General features: G+C 66.6%; 19 protein-coding genes. 15 read left to right on the top strand and 4 right to left on the bottom strand.

Annotation, left to right across the window (positions count from 1 at the left end; genetic code table 11):
* Positions 1-4 precede the first annotated feature (4 nt).
* The 13 genes from NGM29_RS09465 to yqeC all read left to right on the top strand — a co-directional run bounded on the left by NGM29_RS09465 (position 5) and on the right by yqeC (position 13,698).
* Positions 5-880: an alpha/beta fold hydrolase gene (locus NGM29_RS09465; RefSeq protein ID WP_254155752.1), complete on the top strand. Its 876-nt coding sequence runs from the start codon at positions 5-7 to the stop codon at positions 878-880.
* Complete coding sequence (locus NGM29_RS09460; protein WP_254155750.1) at positions 877-2,550, top strand: AMP-binding protein; 1,674 nt, start codon at positions 877-879, stop codon at positions 2,548-2,550. Before NGM29_RS09465 ends, NGM29_RS09460 begins: the two co-directional genes overlap by 4 nt.
* Positions 2,551-2,626: 76 nt before the next feature.
* Complete coding sequence (locus NGM29_RS09455) at positions 2,627-3,328, top strand: helix-turn-helix domain-containing protein (protein ID WP_254155748.1); 702 nt, start codon at positions 2,627-2,629, stop codon at positions 3,326-3,328.
* Between the two features lie 94 nt (positions 3,329-3,422).
* Entirely contained in the window at positions 3,423-4,592 is a 1,170-nt protein-coding gene (locus tag NGM29_RS09450) for a thiolase domain-containing protein (RefSeq protein WP_254155745.1), read from the top strand.
* The gene (locus NGM29_RS09445; RefSeq protein WP_254155743.1) at positions 4,589-4,963 is read left to right on the top strand and encodes a Zn-ribbon domain-containing OB-fold protein; all 375 of its coding nucleotides are present in this window, start codon (positions 4,589-4,591) and stop codon (positions 4,961-4,963) included. Before NGM29_RS09450 ends, NGM29_RS09445 begins: the two co-directional genes overlap by 4 nt.
* 95 nt (positions 4,964-5,058) lie before the next feature.
* On the top strand, positions 5,059-5,907 hold the full coding sequence (locus NGM29_RS09440) for an SDR family NAD(P)-dependent oxidoreductase (protein ID WP_254160520.1): 849 nt from the start codon (positions 5,059-5,061) through the stop codon (positions 5,905-5,907).
* A 141-nt stretch (positions 5,908-6,048) separates the two neighbouring features.
* Positions 6,049-7,506: an ABC transporter substrate-binding protein gene (locus NGM29_RS09435; RefSeq protein ID WP_254155735.1), complete on the top strand. Its 1,458-nt coding sequence runs from the start codon at positions 6,049-6,051 to the stop codon at positions 7,504-7,506.
* 5 nt (positions 7,507-7,511) lie between these two features.
* Entirely contained in the window at positions 7,512-8,441 is a 930-nt protein-coding gene (locus NGM29_RS09430) for an ABC transporter ATP-binding protein (protein WP_254155733.1), read from the top strand.
* A complete protein-coding gene (locus NGM29_RS09425; protein ID WP_254155731.1) occupies positions 8,438-9,136 on the top strand; it encodes an ABC transporter ATP-binding protein in 699 nt (232 codons plus the stop codon). The genes NGM29_RS09430 and NGM29_RS09425 overlap by 4 nt, the downstream gene beginning before the upstream one ends.
* A 95-nt stretch (positions 9,137-9,231) precedes the next feature.
* The gene (locus tag NGM29_RS09420; protein WP_425499258.1) at positions 9,232-10,314 is read left to right on the top strand and encodes a branched-chain amino acid ABC transporter permease; all 1,083 of its coding nucleotides are present in this window, start codon (positions 9,232-9,234) and stop codon (positions 10,312-10,314) included.
* A 130-nt stretch (positions 10,315-10,444) separates the two neighbouring features.
* The gene (locus NGM29_RS09415) at positions 10,445-11,674 is read left to right on the top strand and encodes a branched-chain amino acid ABC transporter permease (RefSeq protein ID WP_425499257.1); all 1,230 of its coding nucleotides are present in this window, start codon (positions 10,445-10,447) and stop codon (positions 11,672-11,674) included.
* A 106-nt stretch (positions 11,675-11,780) separates the two neighbouring features.
* Positions 11,781-12,803, top strand: a complete 1,023-nt coding sequence (locus NGM29_RS09410) for a 3-oxoacyl-ACP synthase (protein WP_254155721.1) — start codon at positions 11,781-11,783, stop codon at positions 12,801-12,803.
* A gap of 85 nt (positions 12,804-12,888) precedes the next feature.
* Positions 12,889-13,698 (top strand): selenium cofactor biosynthesis protein YqeC, encoded by an 810-nt coding sequence (yqeC, locus tag NGM29_RS09405; RefSeq protein ID WP_254155718.1) that lies wholly within the window; start codon positions 12,889-12,891, stop codon positions 13,696-13,698.
* Positions 13,699-13,757: 59 nt separating this feature from the next.
* Here yqeC and NGM29_RS09400 read toward each other — a convergent pair whose 3' ends face one another.
* A complete protein-coding gene (locus NGM29_RS09400; protein WP_254155716.1) occupies positions 13,758-14,141 on the bottom strand; it encodes a CBS domain-containing protein in 384 nt (127 codons plus the stop codon).
* 74 nt (positions 14,142-14,215) lie between these two features.
* A complete protein-coding gene (locus tag NGM29_RS09395; protein WP_254155711.1) occupies positions 14,216-14,782 on the bottom strand; it encodes an 8-oxoguanine DNA glycosylase OGG fold protein in 567 nt (188 codons plus the stop codon).
* 157 nt (positions 14,783-14,939) lie between these two features.
* On the opposite strand from NGM29_RS09395, the gene fdhF reads away from it, so the two are divergent.
* Positions 14,940-17,018: a formate dehydrogenase subunit alpha gene (gene fdhF / locus NGM29_RS09390; protein WP_254155709.1), complete on the top strand. Its 2,079-nt coding sequence runs from the start codon at positions 14,940-14,942 to the stop codon at positions 17,016-17,018.
* Positions 17,019-17,067: 49 nt separating this feature from the next.
* On the opposite strand, the gene udk is transcribed toward fdhF, so the two are convergent.
* A complete protein-coding gene (udk, locus tag NGM29_RS09385) occupies positions 17,068-17,727 on the bottom strand; it encodes a uridine kinase (RefSeq protein WP_254155707.1) in 660 nt (219 codons plus the stop codon).
* A 122-nt stretch (positions 17,728-17,849) separates the two neighbouring features.
* Between udk and NGM29_RS09380 the strand changes: the two genes are divergently transcribed.
* Positions 17,850-18,614: an aldo/keto reductase gene (locus NGM29_RS09380; protein WP_254155705.1), complete on the top strand. Its 765-nt coding sequence runs from the start codon at positions 17,850-17,852 to the stop codon at positions 18,612-18,614.
* A gap of 142 nt (positions 18,615-18,756) precedes the next feature.
* On the opposite strand, the gene NGM29_RS09375 is transcribed toward NGM29_RS09380, so the two are convergent.
* Complete coding sequence (locus tag NGM29_RS09375; protein ID WP_254155703.1) at positions 18,757-19,182, bottom strand: JAB/MPN domain protein-containing protein; 426 nt, start codon at positions 19,180-19,182, stop codon at positions 18,757-18,759.
* Positions 19,183-19,206: the final 24 nt, after the last annotated feature.

The raw sequence follows: 19,206 nt of genomic DNA, 5'->3' as shown, positions 1-19,206 counted from the left end.
TAGTATGACTCGAGCGACCAACGGCGACGTGGAACTCGCCTACGAGGTCGGCGGCGACCCGGACGGGGAGCCCGTCGTCTTCGTCGAGGGACTCGGCTACAGCCGGTGGATGTGGCGCTGGCAGCGCGAAGCGCTGGCCGACGAGTATCGGACGATCCTGTGGGACAACCGCGGCACGGGCGACTCCGACGCCCCGGAGGGACCGTATTCGATCGAGGAGATGGCTGACGACCTCGAGACCGTACTCGCGGACGCGGGCGTCGACCGTGCCCACCTGGTCGGGGCGAGCATGGGCGGGATGATCGCCCAGCGCTACGCCCTCGAGTACGGCCGTGCGGCGACCCTCTCTTTGCTCTGTACCACCCCCGGCGGCCCGGAGGCGGTTCCGGTGCCCGAAGAGACGCAGGCGGCGATGTTCGCGGTTCCAGAGGACGCCGACGAGCGCGAGCGAATTCGTCATCGAATGGCCCCCGCTGTCTCGCCGACCTTTTTCGAGGAGAACCCCGACGTGACCGAGGACATTATCGACTGGCGCCTCGAGAGCGACGCGAGCGACGCGGCCAGGAAGGCCCAGGCGGCGGGCGTGGCCGAGTTCGACGCGGCGGACGAGGTGTCGGCGCTCGAGGTCCCAGTAGTGATCCTCCACGGGAGTGACGACCAGGTCGTCCCCGTCGAGAACGGTCGCCTACTCGAGAACCTGATCCCGCAGGGCCGACTCGAGGTCTGTGACGGCGGTCATCACCTCTTCTTCGTCGAGCGGTCCGACTGGGTGAACGAGCGGGTGATCGACTTTCTCGAGGCGAACCCGGTCGAGGGCGGCCTCGACGTCGGCGACGAATCCGGGAGCGAGACCTCGCTCGAGGCCGGTGATCGCGAGTGAGCTGGAGCGACGACGACTACGGCTGGGTCGGCGACTGGACCGCCAGGCGGGCGTCGCTCTCGCCCGACCGGACGGCGATCGTCGACGCCACCGACGGCACGCGAGCAACGTACGCGGACCTCGAGTCGCGGGCGAATCGCACGGCTCGATTGCTCGAGGACTACGACGTGTGCGAGGGATCCCGGGTCGCCCTCGTCTCGCGAAATCGCCTCGAGGTCTTCGACCTGTTCTTCGGGACTGGCAAGACTGGCAGCGTGCTCGCGCCGCTGTCCTACCGACTCGCGCCGCCGGAACTGGCCGAACTGCTGGAACTCGTCGACCCGAACCTGCTCGTCATCGAGTCGCCGTTCGTCGAGCGCCTCGAGCACGCGATGGCTCGCTCGAGCGTCGATCCATCGGTGCTCGAGATCGAGACCAACGAACCCGCGGGCGGGTGGGACGTCTATCGAGACCGGCTTCCGGTGAACGACGGCCCCGTCGAGAGCCGCGACCGAGCTCTCTCGGATCCGCACCTCCTGCTCCACACCGGCGGCTCGACGGGGACGCCAAAAGAGACGACGGTCACTCACGGCTCGCTGTACTGGAACTCCACGAACACGATCACCGCGTGGGGTCTCCGGCCGGACGACGTGACGCCGATGGTGTTCCCCAACTTCCACACCGGCGGCTGGAACGTCATCACCCTCCCGCTGATCCACATGGGCGGCACGCTGGTCATCGACCGCGAGGTCGACCCCCGACGAGTCCTCGACCAGGTCGAGACCCACGAGGCGACTGTTCTCGTGGCCGTCCCCGCCGTGTTGCGGTCGATGGCGACCCACGACGACTGGGATCGGACGGACCTCTCGAGCCTGCGGTTCGTCAAGAGCGGCGGCGGTCCCTGCCGGGACTCGATCGTGCAGGCCTGGCGCGACCGCGGCGTCGACATGTCTCAGGGGTACGGCCTCACCGAAATCGGTCCGAACAACTTCGCGATGCCCGACGAGTACGACCCCGGGAAGGTCGCGAGCGTCGGCAAACCGGTTCTCCACGCTGACGCCCGGATCATTGACGAAAACGGACGTGAGGTCGAGGCCGGGGAGATCGGCGAACTCGAGTTGCGCGGTCCCCACGGTTCGGCGGGCTACTGGCGCAACCCCGAGGCGACCAGGGAGACGTTCGGGAACGAGGCTGACGCCGAACGGTGGGTGTCCACCGGCGACCTCGCCCGAGTCGACGAAGATGGATTCTACCACATCGAGGGCCGAAAGAAGAACATGTTCATCAGCGGGGGCGAGAACGTGTACCCGCCCGAGGTCGAGGACGTGATCGCGGATAACGACGCGGTGGCGGAAGCGATTGTCGTCGGCGTCCCCGACGACCAGTGGGGGACGGTCGGGAAGGCCGTCGTCGAACTGACCGACGAAGCCCGGACGAACGCGGCAACCCCCGAGGACGCCCTGGCACTGGAAGACCTCGAGGTGTTCCTCTCCGGGAAACTCGCGCGGTTCAAGATTCCCAAGTACCTCGCGTTCGTCGACGAGATGCCGATGAGCGGCCCGTCGAAGATCGATCGGACGGCGCTCGAGGATCGGTTCGGGGACGACGAGGACGAGGGGAGTCAGAACGAGAGCGGCGAGGGCGGCGAGAATCGCAACGACACCGACGACGGAGCGGAGGTCGAACCGTGACTCGCGCTTTGTTCACCCGCTCTCCGTCCCGAAATCGACGGGTAAGGTTATGGCGTTCACCTAACAATACGTGTCAATGATCGATCTCACCCTGGACATGGAGCAGTACGACTGCCCGTTCATCGACACGACCGACGATCACGACGTGTCGTTCACCGCCGTTCAGTGGGAGTTCGACGGCCAGCGTCGCGAACTCGAGACGCGGATGATGGTCGAGGGTGAGGACCGGTCGACGCTCGAGTCCGGCCTGTCGACCCTGCAGGCCCACGACAACATGTACGAGTGCACGCTCTTCAAGAAACACGAGGGGACGGCGCTCCTGCGGACCGTCATCGACGAGACGAACGCGATGCGCGTGATCCGGGACAACGGCGGCTACATCACCGGCCCGTTTCACATCGAGGACGGCAGCGAGCGCTGGGAGGTCGGCTTCGACGAGACCCGGACGGCCGACGACGCCCTCGCCGACCTCGAGCGCAACAACGAGTTCGACGTCCTCGCCGAGGACGCCCTCGACCTGCCCGACCTCTTCGACGTGCTCGACAACGCCGACGCGGCGAGTAACCTGATCGAGGGCTGTCGGTCGCTCTCGGAGGTCGAACGCCAGACGCTCACGGTCGCGGCGGAGAAGGGCTACTTCGACCAGCCCCGGGGAGCGACCCTGCAGATGCTCGCCAACGAGTTCGACGTCTCCGACACGGCCGTCTCGAAGAACGTCCGCCGCGCGGAGCGAAAGGTCCTCCGGCGGGTCGTCGACGCCCTCGAGGACCTCGAGTAATAGCGGTGCAGATTTCGAGTAGCGCCGCTCGCGGATTCGGCGAGAGGACGGGAATTTCACATCGTTTTTTAGCACGGACCGCTTCAGTACGCGTATGCACCAGGCACGTATCGTCGGGGTTGGCATGACCAACTTCGGCGTCCACGACCAGCCGCTTCCGGAACTCTTCTCGAGCGCGGCGTTCGACGCGATGGACGACGCGGGTGTCGACGCGCCCGCCATCGAGTCGTTCTACCTCGGGAACGCCATGGGCGGACAAACCGAGCGGGACACCCACCTCGCGCCGACGCTGGCGAGTCACATCGGCCTGGCGGGCATCCCCTGCCAACGCTACGAGGACGCCTGTGCGACCTCCTCGAACGCGTTCAAACACGCCGTCCGCGCGGTCGAGGCCGGCCAGCACGACGTCATCCTCGTCGGCGGCGTCGAACGTTGTACCCCGACGACGGGCCTCGACACGCCCGAGATGACGTCCGTCTTCGCCTCCGCCTCCCACCGCCAGTACGAACAGCCGACCGGGCTCTCCTTCCCCGGCGTCTTCGGCCTGTTGACGACCCGCCACATGCACGAGTACGGGACGACCGAGGAGGACCTCGCCGCCGTCGCGGTCAAGAACCACCACCACGGAACCTACAACCCGCGCGCCCAATTCGGCTCGGAGACGACGGTCGAGGAGGTCCTCGAGAGCCCGATCGTCGCCTCGCCGTTCCACCTGTTCGACTGCTGTCCGTTCTCCGACGGCGCGGCGGCCGTCGTCGTCGCAAACGAAGAGGCCGCAGCCGACTTCTCGGGCGAGTCCGTCGCCGTCTCCGGTGTCGGCCACGCCACTGACACGATTCCGCTCGCGGACAAGGCCGACTTCACGGCGACGCAGTCGGCTCGAGACGCCGCGAACCAGGCCTACGAGCAGGCCGGTGTCGGCCCCGACGACATCGACGTGGTCGAGCTCCACGACTGCTTCACCGGCGCTGAGGTGCTGGCCATCGAGGCGCTCGGCTTCTTCGAGGACGGCGAGGGCGGCCCGGCCGCCGCGAACGGGGAAACCGCCCTCGACGGCCGCATCCCGGTCAACCCAAGCGGCGGCCTGAAGGCAAAGGGCCACCCCATCGGCGCCACCGGGGTCGCACAGCTGGTCGAACTCACCGAACACCTCCGTGGGGAGGCTGGCGAGCGCCAGGTCGAGGGCGCGCGTCGCGGGCTCGCACACAACCTGGGCGGCGACGCCGGAACTACCATCGTCTCCATTCTGGAGGTGGACGCATGAGTGACGCGGGTCTCCCCGACCCCCTGACCCACGCCGAGTGGACCGCAGGGCTCCGCGACGGTCGGCTCTTGGGCCAGCGCTGTGTCGCCTGCGGCAACGAGACGGCAGCGCCGAAGGCCGCCTGCAACGAGTGTGGTTCCCGCGAGATCGAGACGGTCGAACTGCCGACGGAGGGAACGGTCTACACCGTAACGACCATCGCCGTCGCCCCGGCAGCCTTCGAGGGCGGCTACCGCGTCGCGGTGGTCGACCTCGGCACCGAGGGCAACGCCCGCGTGACCGCCCGCCTCGAGGCCGACGCCGAGATTGGCGATGCCGTCGCGTTCTCGGACGTGCTCGAGGTCGAGGAGGCCGTACCGGTCTTCCGCTAATTTTCCGACGCCGACGTTCGTTCACCAGCGAGACGGCTCGAGCGACGAGGGTTCGGTTGTCAACCCCTGGTTATTGCCTCACGGCTCACCTCTACCTGTCTATGACAGCCCTGTCGGTTCCACCGATTGAGCGAGAGGACGTCCACGAGTTCGACGACGACCGCTTTCACCCCGGCCGCGTGTGCGTAGTGACCGGCGGCGCGTCCGGAATCGGCCGGGCCGTCGTCCTCGCCGCCGCCGTCAACGGGCTCACCGTGCTCGCGACCGACGTCGACGAGGCGGGACTCGCCGAGACCATCGAGCACGCCGAGCGCCTCGCGGTCGCCGATCGCGTGGAGACGGTCGCCGCGGACCTCGAGGACGACGCGGCCCTCGAGGCAATTACCGACGCGGCCCGCGAACGCGGGAACGTTTCCTACCTCGCAAACGTCGCCGGCCTCCAGCACGTTGCGCCCCTCGAGTCGTTCCCGCTGTCAGCCTACGATCGGATCCAGCGGGTGATGCTCCGGGCGCCGTTCGTCCTGACTCGCCACCTCTGGGAGGACCTCGAGGCGAACGACGGGTGTGTCGGGAACATGGCCTCGGTCCACGGCCACTACGTGACGAGCGACAAGGTGGCCTACAACACGGTCAAGTTCGGGATCCGTGGGCTCACCCAGTCCATCGCCGCCGAGGGCGACGGCGACGTGCGCGCGTTCTCCGTGAGCACGGGATACGTGAAGACGCCGCTCGTCACGGAGCAGATTCCCGAGACGGCCGCCCAGCGCGGCCTCGAGGTCGACGAAGTGATCGAGGACGTGATGCTCGGCCAGGCCAGGACTGGCGAGATGATGACGCCGCTCGAGGTGGCGAACCTGTTCCTGTTCGGCTTTTCGGGCCTCGCGAGTCACCTCAACGGCGGCGACTTGCTGTTCGACGACGGGATGACGCTCACCTACGAATGAGTGGCCGGGCACCAGTCCAGGGGCCAACGACTAACTATACATTTTATAGCCAGCGTAGAGACCCGAGACGGCCGTCGACGCCTCGAGGTTCGTATATCAACCGTCCCTGCTTAGGAGGGGGAATCCATCTAGAAACCTAGTATGGCACAAGGTACCAACCGGCGGGACGTGCTCCGGCGAACGGGTGCGCTCGCCGCGCTCGGATCGGCCGGACTGGCAGGGTGTATCGCGGACGAGAACGGGAACGGCAACGGCGGGAACGGTGGTAACGGTGGCAATGGCGGGAACGGTGATAGCGACGGCGACGGGAACGGCAATGGCAACGGCGACGGGAACGGAAGCCAGCAGGTCTCCGACGAAACCATCCGCATCGGCGCCTTACAACCCGTCTCCGGCGACCTCGAGTACTACGGACAGATCAGCCTCATGGGCTTTTACTCGGGGATTGCCTACAAGTACGACGTCGATCCCGTCACCGAAATGACGACGGGAACCCACACCATCGACCCCGACAACGGCCCAACCTTCGAGTTCATCGTCGAGGACACCGAGTTCACTCCGGACATCGCCCAGTCGGTCGCCGAAAGCCTAGTGCTGGACGAGGAGGTCGACCTCCTCTTTGGCGCCTCGAGTTCCGACTCCGCGCGGCGGATCTCGACAAACATCCTCGACGAGGCAGGGGTTCCGTACATCGCCGGGCCATCGGCTGACGCGGACATCACGGCCTCGAGTGAGTACTGCCACGACCTGCTCTTCCGTGCGAGCGAGCACACGGGGATGGACGCCCGCGCGGGCGGTCGATACGTCGCCCAGCAGGGGGACGTCTCGACGGTCGCCATCTTCGCCGCGGAGGGCGCGTTCGGCGAGGGCGTCGCGAACAACTACACCGAAGTGCTCGAGAACGAGGGCGTCGAGGTGCTTGAGCCGCGGTTCGTCGAGCCGGGCTACAGCGAATTCGAGGGGCTGTTCGACGAGGCCCTCGACCAGGGCGCAGACGGCGTCGTCGGCGGCTTCACCTTCATCACGCTGCCGGAGTTTCTCCCAACGGCGATGGCGTACGACGAGATCCAGGCCTTCGGCGGGTTCGCGGAACTCGTGACGACCCAGATCACGGGTCAAGCCGTCGAGGCGACCCTCGGCGAGGACTTCACGGCCGAGGACATCCAGGAGTCCGGGCTCGGGCCGTTCACGACGCGCTACCACTGGAACCAGTACGACAACGAGATCAACGACGCCTTCATCGAGCTGCACACCGAGGCCTACGGCCTGATGCCCGACCTGTTCAGCGCGGGCACGTTCGTCGGCGGCTCGGCTCTCGTCCAGGCCATCGACGAGACCGGGTCGGTCGACAGCGGCGACATCGCCGACGCGATGCGCGGCATGACGGTGACGGACACGCCGAAGGGCGAGGGCGCGTACACCTTCCAGGAGCACAACAACCAGGCCGCCTCGGCGATGACCGTCGCCTGGCCGGTCCCGACCAGCGACGACGTCTCCGAGTACTGGGACGCCGCCGTGATGCCGGGCGAGCCGGTCGAGACCATCCCGGCCGAGGAGGTCATGATACCGGCCGAGGACGCCAGCTGTTCGCTGAACTGATCGTCATGGTGCTCCGGACGACCAATTTGACGAAGGAGTTCGGCGGCATCACCGCCGTCGACGGCGTCGACTTCAGCCTCGAGGCCGGCGAACTCTGCTCGGTGATCGGGCCGAACGGGGCCGGGAAGACGACGTTTTTCAACCTGCTGACGGGCGTGCTCGAGCCGACGCAGGGGACAGTCGAGTTCGCGCCGAGTGGCGGTGATGGGACAAGTAACGGCGACGTCGGCGGACCGACCGCAACCGACGGCGGACCGACCGCAACAACCAGTGACGAGTCTAAGCAGTGGGTCGACATCACCGACGCCCCGCCCCACGAGACGGCGCTACTCGGCCTGCACCGGTCCTACCAGATTACGAACGTCTTCCCGACCGTCTCGGTCCTCGAGAACGTCCGCGTGGCCGTCCAGGCCCACCGCGGCAACGACTCCTGGCAGTTCTGGCGCAACGTCGGCGCGTTCGACGATCACTACGCCGAGGCCGAGTCCATCCTCGAGAGGGTCGGCCTCGCCGCGGAAGGCGACCGGACCGCCCAGAACCTGAGCCACGGCGAGAAGCGCAACCTCGAGATTGGCATCGCACTGGCCGGCGACCCGGACGTGCTGTTGCTCGACGAACCGACCGCGGGCGTCTCGAGCGAGGATGTCGACCAGGTGACGGCGATCATCGAGGACGTCGCCGCCGATCACGCGGTCATGCTGATTGAGCACAACATGGACGTCGTCATGGGAATCAGCGACCGCATCGCAGTGCTCAACCGCGGCGAGTTGATCGCCGATGGCGAGCCCGAGACGGTTCGCGAGAGCGAGGCCGTCCAGCAGGCGTATCTGGGGGGCTACGACGGTGACGGCGACGGCGACAGCAAAGAAGGCAGCGGCGGCGGAGCGTCCCGAACTGACGACGAGAACGATTCCTCGACGGGGGTGGCGTCGTGAGCCTGCTCGAACTCGAGGGTGTCCACACGTACTACGGCGAGAGCCACATCCTCCAGGGCGTCAATCTGCACGTCGAGGAGGGCGAAGTCGTCGCCCTGATCGGACGCAATGGCGTCGGGAAGACGACGACCCTGCGAACGATCCTCCAGTTGACGCCGCCGCGGGAGGGCACGGTTCGCTACGCGGGCGAGGACGTCACCGGCCTCCCGACCCACGAGGTCGCCACCCGCGGCATCGGCTGGGTGCCCGAGGAACGACGGATGTTCGGTTACCTCAGCGTCGAGGAGAACCTGCGGGTCGCTGTCGGCCCGGAAGGCGACTTCGACGTGCTGCGAGACGAGATGTTCGACCTGTTCCCGGACCTCGAGCGCTTCCGCGAGAAGGAAGCCCGGAACCTGAGCGGCGGGCAACAGCAGATGCTGGCCATCGCCCGCGGGATCGTCGGCGGGAACGATCTTCTCCTGGTCGACGAGCCGAGTGAGGGGTTAGCCCCGCTGATCGTCGACCAGGTCGTCGAGGCGTTGCGCGACGTCTCCGCGGACACCACGATGGTGCTGGTCGAGCAGAACTTCCCGCTGGCGATGGACCTCGCCGACCGATTCTACCTGCTCGATCACGGCACGGTCGTCGAGTCGGGTTCGACGGAGGGCGTCACCGCCGACGACGAACAGATACGGAGGTATCTCTCGGCATGATCAGTACGTTCGGTACGATCGGTTCGTTCGGCACGATCAGTTCGTTCTCGTCCCTCCCACTCGGCACGAACGCACTGTTCGTCTCGCTCCTGACGATGCTCGAGATCGGGTTCGGTCCCGGTGTCGTCGGACTGCTCGATCCCTCGTTCCCGCTCGAGTGGATCGGAACATTTGCTTCTGTCGCCGCTGTCGCCCCGCTCGAGGGGCTCGACACGGTCGCCCGCATCCTCATCGAGGGCCTCGGCAAGGCGTCGATCTACTTCATCATCGCCATCGGCCTCACCCTCGTGTTCGGACTGATGGGCGTGCTGAACTTCGCCCACGGTGCGTTCGCCATGGTCGGCTCCTACGTTGGCGGCGTGTTGATGGTCCTGCTCGTCGCCTCGAGCGCGGGCGCGGCGACCCGGATCGTCTTCTTCGTGATCGTCGTGGCCGTCGTCTTCGCTCTGCTGACGGCCGTCGGCGCCGCCCTCGAGGTCGGCCTCGTCCGTCCGATCTACGACCGGACGCCGATGTACCAGATCCTGTTGACCTTCGGCGTGGGACTGATCCTCGAAGAGGTCGCCAGAATCGTCGCCACCGCTCGCGGTATCCAGCCCGAGCCGAAATGGTCCGGGGCGCAGGCGACGATTCCGTCGGCACTCGACGCGCCGTCGGAGATCCTACTGACGCTGTTCGGTGCCCGGATCCGCGGGTTCTACCTGTTCGCCATCGTCGCCGGCGCAATCCTGGCCGTCGTCGTCTGGGCGTTCCTGACCCGGACGCTGTACGGCCTCTACATCCGGGCCGGCAGCGAGGACTCGGAGATGGTGGAGGCTCTCGGGATCGACGTCCGTCGGGCGTTCACCATCGTCTTTGGCCTCGGAACCGGCCTCGCAGCCGTCGGCGGCGTCTTCCTCATGTGGGACCCGACGGCCGGGCCGAGCGTGCTGCTCAACCTCGAGGTCCTCCTGTACGCGTTCGTCGTCGTCGTTATCGGCGGACTGGGCTCGTTCAAGGGAACGGTCGTCGCCGCGCTGATCGTCGGGCTGGCGGACTCGCTGACGACGTGGTTATTCACCTCCGGAACCGTGCCCTTCCCGGGCCTCTCCGAGGTGACGCTATTCCTGTTGCTCGTGATCGCCCTCGTGATCCGCCCGCAGGGACTGTACGGCGTCGAGGAGGTGGGCGGCCATTAGCTCCTCGTCCGACCTCGAGACCGAGGCCGTCGAGGAGCACGACGAGGGGGCAGGCAGAGAGCGCGATACGCAACCTCGAGGTGGCAATCGCGCCGGAAGCGACTGGCCTCGCCAGTACCTCCGCGATCACCTGGCACACATTGCCGTCATCGCGTTCTTCGCGGTGTACCCGATCGTCTACGGCCCGTTGACTGGGTTTCCAGCGCTTGACGTCGGCGTCGGAATCGTCGATCCAGGCGCGTTCTTCGACGCGTTCCTCCCGGCGACGACGTTCCTGATCGCGATGCTGTTCCTGGGGCTGTTCGCGATGAGCTTCGATTTCGTCAGCGGCTACACGGGCTACCTCTCGTTCGGTCACGCCGCGTTCTACGGCATCGGGGCGTACTTCATCGTCCTCGTGGCCAACGGGAAGGTGCCGGGTCTCCCCGACAGCACGCCGTTCATGCTGACGATGCTGTTGGGCGCCCTGCTCGCCGTCGTCCTCGCGCTGCTGATCGGCGCGGTTTCCTTCCGGCTGTCGGGAGTGTACTTCGCCATGCTCACCCTCGGCTTCGCTCAGGTGCTCTACCAGCTCGTGCGCAACTGGGACTACGTCGGCTCGAACCCCCAGCAGGGACCGAATCTCGCTGGGCCGACCCCCGAGGTGGGTGTCCCCTACGTCGACTCCCTGTCGATCGCGCTCGGACGGCTCGCTGGTGACAACTTCAAGAACGTCCTCGGAACCGGCATCGACGTCTCGGCCACGATGACCTCCTACTACGCCATCGGGATCATCGTCGTTCTCTCGTACTTCGCGATGCAGCGAATCGTCCACTCGCCGTTCGGTCGCGTGATGATCGCCATCCGGGAGAACGAGGAACGCGCCCGCGCCGTCGGTTACAACGTCTTCTGGTACAAGATGGCCGCCTTCGCCATGAGCGCCTTCTTCGCCGCCATCGCCGGCGCGCTGTTCGCGGCCTACCGGAGCAGCGCCTCCCCCGACACGACGTTCTACTTCCTCGTCACGGCCGACGCGCTCATCGTGACGATCATCGGCGGCATCGGGACGCTCGCCGGACCGCTCTTCGGTGCGTTTACCTTCGAGTGGCTCGAGGACGTCCTCTCCTCCCAGCAGGGCGGGCTTGCGCCGTACCTCCGGGGCGGTCTCCCCGAGAGCGTCCTGAATGCAGACGTCGCCGGCGTGACGTTCCTCGACGTGATCAACACGGCGATCGACGGACGCGCCCCGCTGTACCTGGGAATCGTCTTCGTGCTGTTCGTCCTGTTCGTCCCCAACGGCCTGCTCGGGTCGATCCGCGACCGACTCGGCGGGACCGTCGCGAACCGACTGCCGGCCCACCTCGAGCGCTACCGACGATGACTCCACGTTTTACCACACCACGACTACGGTCACGGTATCACGACCGCCCGATCGGCCACTGGTACTGGACTCGAGTCGACCCTTCCCCCGCGCGAGGTGATCCGCGATGACGACCGTCGGTCTGACCGGCTACGGCCGCTACCTCCCCGACGAAGTCGTCACCGGCGAGGAGATTGCCGCCCAGAGCGGGATTCCCGAGTCGGTCATCGTCGAGAAGATGGGCGTCCGCGAGAAGCGCGTCTGTCCGCCCGACGACGACCACGTCACCGACATGTGCGTGGCCGCCGCGGAGGACGCCCTCGAGATGGCCAACCGCGACACCGCGGACGTCGACCTCGTGCTCTACCACGGCAGCGAGTTCAAGGATCACGTCGTCTGGTCGGCCGCGGCCAACGTCGCCGAACGGCTGGGCGCGGAGAACGCCTTCGCCACCGAGAGCTACACCCTCTGTGCCGGGGCGCCCATCGCGATCCGACAGGCGCGAGCCCAGCTCCAGGTCGACCACCTCGAAACCGCCCTGCTCGTCGCCGGCAGTCGCGAGGAGGACCTGGTCGACTACGAGAACGAGCAGTCCTCGTTCATGTTCAACTTCGGCTCCGGGGCCAGCGCGATGGTCCTCGAGACCGATCCCGGCTCCCGAGCACGGGCACTGGTCCACGAGAGCGCGGCCCTCACGGACGGCTCCTTCTCGAAGGACGTGATCATGCCCGCGGGCGGCTCGCTCAAGCCCGCCAGCGAGGATAGCGTCGCCGCGGGGCGACACACCCTCGACGTGCCCGACCCCGACGGGATGAAAGAACGGCTGGCACCCGTCTCTCTCCCGAACTATCTCGAGGTAGCGGACACCGCCCTCGAGCGTTCCGGGTTCGCCCGCGACGACCTGGATTTCGTCGCCGTCACCCACATGAAGCGGTCGTTTCACGACCTACTGTTCGAGGAACTGGGGCTCGATCCGGCGACCGACGGCGTCTACCTCGACACCTACGGACACGTCCAGAGCGTCGACCAGATCCTCGCCCTCGAGGACGGTCGTCGGGAGGGGCTGCTCGAGGAAGGTGACCTGGTCTGCTTCCTCGCCGCCGGCACGGGCTACACCTGGGCGGCGACGGCGTTGACCTGGCTCGAGTGACTGGTACACGGGCCGGTGATCGGTGCACAGCTCGGAGGGTCGGCATTCGCCTAGATTTTTGCCTGCTCCTACCCACCCTCGAGTCATGACAGACGCGCTCGTCCAGGCACTTCAGGCCGATACCGGCGTAACGGCCGTCGTCGGCGCCGGTGGAAAGAAGTCGACGCTCTACACGCTCGCCGACCGCCTCGAGCGCGCCGTACTGACGGCGACGGTTCGGATTCCGATCTTCGACGAGCGGGTGGCCGACGTGGTGCTCACGCCCGACCCCGTGGGCGAGCTCGAGGCTCGTCTCGAGCGCGCCGCCGACGGCAGGCTCGAGAACGATGTCGACGGTGTCGAGAGCGACCAGTCAGCCTGGCCCCTCGGACTGGTTCCCGAACGCGACAGGGGCGACCGCTATCGAGGATACGAACCGGATGAAATCGACGCGATGGCCGACGTCGACGGCGTCGACCACGTACTCGTCAAGGCCGACGGTGCCCGGACGCGACTGTTGAAGGCACCGGACGAACGAGAGCCGCAGATCCCGGCTAGGGCCGACACCGTTCTCGCTATCGCCAGCTGTCACGCCGTCGGGCGACCTCTCGACGCCGAGACCGTCCATCGACCGGAGCGCGTTGCCGACCTCACCGGCCGTAGCGCTGGCGAGCCGATCACGCCGACGGACGTCGCGACCGTCCTCACCCATCCCGGGGGCGGGCTGAAACGGGTTCCCGAGGACACCTCTTTCGTTCCGGTGGTGAACATGGTCGACGACGACGGCGACCTCGAGACCGCTCGAGCCATCGGGGAGGCGATTCTCGAGGACGGCGGGGCGAGCGAGGGCCGGGTCTCTACGGTCGTTCTCACGAGCATGATCCGCGATGAGCCGCTGGTGGCCGTCCTCGAGTGAGTTCCGGTTTCAACGGGATTCCGGGACTCGGTGTTAGCGTGAGGAGTCTCGAGTCCAGTTCAACGTGGAGACTCGGAGAGGTGAGCGGTCACGTCGGTCGAGGAGACCATGCCGACGTAGTCGCCGTCGACGACCGGGAGGTGCTTGATTCCGTACGTCGTCATCATCGCGGCGACTTCCTCCATGTAGAGATCCGGGGTGGCCGTCTCGACGTCGGTCGTCATCACGTCGGCCACTGTCAGTTCCGCAACGTTCCGTCCCTGCGCGACTGCCTCGAGTACGTCCGTACTGCTAATGATCGCTCGCGGCGTGGTCGGGACGACCAGGGCGCTGATGTCCCCGTCGCGCATTCGCTGGGCGGCGTCCATCACCGTCGCGTCCTTCGAAATCGTTTCCAGCGGACTGGACATGACGTCTCCGACCGTCGTTCTGTCGTTCGACATACCCGTACGACGGGCACGAAACGTATGGTGTTTTCCCTCGAGGCCTCGGGCTCCCCGCTCGAACGGTGCACTCGTTACGCCAGTCCATCGCTTCCGAGTCGCCAGAGTGCCCGGTACAGCGACACCAGTCCGAGGTCGTGGTCGCGAGCGAATGCTCGACAGCACTCGAGGTAGCGCCGATAGGCGTTGGCGTCGATTGGGTCGGGTGGGGGCGCCTCGAGCGAGCCGCGTTCGGCCACCGCGGTCCACAACTGCTGATCGACGACGATGTAGCGTTCGGGGTCGACGTAGTGCAGAAACGCCGAGGCGACGGGCACGTCGACGCCCTCGAGCGCGGTCAACGCCTCGAGCGCCGCCCTCGTGTTGTCCACTCTCGCGGCGTCGACGGTCGTCTCGATCGCCGTCTGGAGGTTGTCCCACCCGTTCTCTCGAAACGCCGACTCCGCCGGGTGTGGCTCGCTCGAGCGGGTGCGTCGGGAGTACCAGCGAACGACCCACTCGACGTCTTTCCAGAGGAACGAGCCGTCGGCGAACGCCATGGGCAGCGTCTCGAGACGCTCGTCCTCGACGGTCGCGAACGGCTCGTACTCCTTGTAGGCGACGGCCGCTCGCTCGAGTTCCCCGATTGCAGGTCCGTCCATCGAGTCGACCGACGGTCCGAACCGACAAAAACCGTTGCCGGAGCGAACGGACGGTTTTAGCGATTCCCGGCGATCCATCACGTCGATCCATCCCGTCGGGTGACTGTCCGCTCGAGACTCCCAAAGACTGATACGTGTAATGGTAGCAATCGACAGTATGAGCTCCGAGAACGAGGGCGTCGAGACGATCTGTCCGTACTGCGGCGTCGGCTGCGGGCTCACCTTACAGGAGGGTGAGGAGCCCGGTGAGGTGTCCCTGAAGCCGTGGTTCGACGCGCCCGTGAACGAGGGCGCGCTGTGCATCAAGGGCGGGGCCTCGCCGCAGGTGGTAAACCACGAGGACCGATTGAAAACGCCGCTGATTCGCGAAGACGGCGAGTTCCGCGAAGCGACCTGGGACGAGGCTCTGGAACTGACCGTCTCGGAACTCGAGCGGATCCGCGACGAACACGACCCCGACGCGGTGGGCTTTTTCGGCTCCTCGAAGGTGATGAACGAGGAGAACTACCTGCTCCAGAAACTCGCCCGCCGCTACGGGACGAACAACGTCGACAACTGCACCCGGATGTGTCACGCCTCGACCGTCTACACGCTCCGGCAGAGCCTGGGGGCGGGCGCGATGACCAACAGCATGGCCGACCTCGAGAGCCACGGCGACGTCTACTGGGTCCAGGGGGCGAACCCCGCCGAGCAACACGTCATCGCCCACAGCAACTACTTCCGGCGGGCCGTCCGCGACGGGGCGACGCTGATCCAGGTCGACCCGCACGCGAACAAGACGAGTCGGGACGCGGACATTCACCTCCAGCTCGAACCTGGAACCGACATCCCACTGTTGAACGTCGTCCTGCACACGATTCTCGAGGAGGGGCTGTACGACGAGGACTTCGTGAAGGAACGAACGCGAGGGTTCGACCACCTCGAGGCGACCCTCGCGGACTTCGACGCGGCGGCGGCCGCCGACACTTGTGGCGTTCCGCTCGAGGACATCCAGGAGGCCGCCCGGATCTACGCCGAGGCCGAAAACGGCGCCATCTTCACCGGCATGGGGATGAGCCAGCACGCCTGCGGCGTCGACAACGTGCAAAACGAGGTCAACCTCGCACTGATCACCGGCAACGTCGGGCGGCCCGGCACGGGCGTCAACCCGCTTCGCGGCCAGAACAACGTCCAGGGCACCTGCGACGTGGGCGCGATGCCGAACGTCCTGCCAGGGTACCAGAACGTCGACGACGACGAAGCCCGGGAGGCGGTCGAATCGGTCTGGGGCTTCGAGATTCCGCCCGAACCGGGGTTGACGAACGTCGAGGTCTCGAACGCCATCGGCGACTCAGTCCACGGACTCTACGTCATGGGCGAGAACCCGGTGATGAGCGAACCCGACGCCCTCGAGGTCGAAAAACGCATAGCCGACCTCGAGTTCCTCGTCGTCCAGGACATCTTCATGACCGACACGGCGGAGTTCGCGGACGTGATACTGCCCGCCACGTCGTGGGCCGAACGCGGCGGCACGGTCACCAACACCGACCGGCGCGTCCAGCGAATGCGAAAGGTGACCGACGTCCCCGGAAACACCCGCCACGACCTGGACATCCTCTGTGACGTCGGTACCCGACTCTTCGGTTCGGGATTCGACTTCGACGGCCCCGAAGCCGTCTTCGAGGAACTCCGGGAGGTGTGTCCGATCTATCACGGCATGACCTACGACCGCATCGGCCGCGAGGGCATCCAGTGGCCCTGTTACGAACCGGGCGACGAGGGCGACCAGTACCTCTACGCCGACAGCTTCGATACCGAGGACGGCCTCGGCGTCGTCCGCGGCGTTCGCCACCAGGCGCCCGACGAGGTTCCGGACGACGAGTTCCCGCTCGTGCTCACGACCGCCCGCCTCGAGGAACACTACAACACGGGGACGATGAGCACCCGGTCGCCGACGCTTCGCCGGAAGACCCCCGAGAACTTCGTCGACGTCCACCCCGCCGACGCCGCGAACCGGGGAATCGAGGACGGGGAGTACGTCGTGCTCCGGTCCCGTCGCGGCGAGATCGTCCTCGAGGCGAACGTCACCGAGGACATCAAGGAGGGCGTCGTGTGGACCACCCCGCACTTTTCCGACGCGCGGGCGAACACGCTGACGAACGACGTGCTGGACCCGCTGGCGAAGATTCCGGAGTACAAGGCGGCCGCGGCTGAGGTCGAACCGGTCGGCGAGGGCGGAGCGCCGGCCGACGACTGACCGCGGTCGAGTCGTCGCGGCTGGAACGAGAAATGAGGATGACGGCGGCTCAGTCGTGATCCAGCGTCTCGAGTGGCTCTCGCGGTTCGAACTCCTCGGAGAGCTCCGACTCGATCTTCTCGGTGAGCAGGTCGATCGCCATCCGGTTGACCCCCTCGGGGATGATGACGTCCGCGTGCTTCTTCGTCGGCGCGACGAAGCGCTCGTGCATCGGCTTGACCGTCTCGAGGTACTGGTCGATGACGCCCTCCAGGTTCCGGCCGCGGTCGATCACGTCCCGCTGGATCCGCCGGAGGATACGGACGTCGGCGTCGGTCATGACGTAGACGCAGAGGTCGAGCATTTCGAGGATCACGTCGTCGTACAGCGCGAGGATCCCCTCGACGACGATGACGTCCGTGGGCTCGACGGTGACCGTCTCGTCCATCCGGTTATGGCGCTCGAAGTCGTACTGGGGCATCTCGATCGGTTGCCCCATCGAGAGCGTATCGAGCTGCTCGCGCAGGAGTTCCCACTCGAAGGCCGAGGGGTGGTCGTAGTTGACCTCGGTCCGTTCCTCGTACTCGAGATGCGAGAGGTCCTCGTAGTAGTTGTCGACGGGGATTCGAGTGACGGCTTCGCCGACCGCCTCGGCGACGTCGCGGGCGACGGACGTCTTCCCGGCGCCCGTTCCCCCGGCGATCCCGATGACGAAGGAGGGGATACTCATTACTCGAGGATCGAAACGCACGGTTAAGAAGACGGTGGTCTCGGGCGGCCCAAGACGGCGCGAAAGGCGAGGCCCGGATAGCCGACCGGGACACCGAAATACTGCCGGCCGATAGTCATCACATGGACCTGCCACCGATCGGCCTCGGCACGATGGGCATCGAGGACCCTGACGTGATCGCGACCGCCCTCGAGGTCGGCTACCGTCACCTCGACACCGCACAGATCTACGGCAACGAGGCCGTCGTCGGTGAGGGAATCGCCCGGAGCGACGTCCCGCGAGACGAGCTCACCATCGCCACCAAGGTCTGGGCCGACAGCCTCGCCCCCAACGACGTGATCGACAGCACCGACGCGAGCCGCGAGCGCCTGGGGGTAGAGACGATCGATCTGCTGTACGTCCACCGACCGATCGAGACCTACGACCCCGAGGCGACGCTCCGCACGTTCGACAGCCTCCGCGAGCGCGGCTGGATCGAACACGTCGGCCTGAGCAACTTCACACGCGAGGAACTCGAGACCGCCCGATCGATCCTCGTGGCCCCGATCGCTGCCCACCAGGTCGAGTTCCACCCGCTCTTTCGGTCTCCGGGCCTGCTTGAGCACGCTCGACGCTACGAGTACCCCGTCGTCGCCTACTCCCCGCTCGCCGGTGGTCGGGTACGCGACCTCGAGCCCGTCGTAGCGGTCGCCGAGAAGCACGAAACGACGCCCGAGGCGGTGGCACTCGCGTGGGTCCTCACTCACGACGGCGTCCACGCGATTCCGAAAGCCAGCAGTCGCGACCACCTCGAGGCCAACCTCGAAGCAGCCAGAATCGATCTCGAGTCCGTCGACATCGACGCGATCGACGCGATCGAGCGGCGGGAAGAGCTGTTTCCGGAGTAATCCTTTGGGCTGGGTGGGTTCGTCGACGAGCCTCGAATAGGGTGGCACGGCCCTCGGGAACGGTGCCATGCGTCCCGAGAACGGTGCCATAAGCCCTGAAAACGGCACCACGTGTCCGAAAACGGCGATGTCAGACGACAGGTTACTCGAGTGACTCCACCGGCGGCTCCGCGTCGACGATCTCGAGCGGCAGTCGCTCGCCGGCCCGGTCGAAGGCGGCGAACGACTCGGGGGTCGGCTCCCACGGCGGAACGGCGACGAAGACGACCTCCGCGAGGTCGTCCCGTCGCGTGACCAGCAGTTCGCCGGTCGGGTGGGAGACGAACCGACCCTGGGTCTCCCTGGCCGGCGTCGACAGATTGACGCCGAAGACGGCGTTGACCGCGTTGCCGGGATCGGGCAGGAAGAAGTCGGTGAACACCGGCGTCTCCGCGGGGATCCCACCGGCATCGACGCCCTCGAGCGTCGATGACTCCGAGACGGAGAGGCCCGTCGTCATTCGCGACGGCTCGGCGTCGGCCGCCAACTCGAGCAAGACGTCGACCAGCCCACGGGTGATGTAGACCACTGTTACGACCAGAGTTCGGCCCGG

The sequence above is a fragment of the Natronosalvus rutilus genome (genome assembly GCF_024204665.1).
Lineage (GTDB): Archaea > Halobacteriota > Halobacteria > Halobacteriales > Natrialbaceae > Natronosalvus > Natronosalvus rutilus.
The sequence above is the reverse complement of the archived record's forward strand: the minus strand, read 5'-3'. Positions and strand labels throughout refer to the sequence as shown.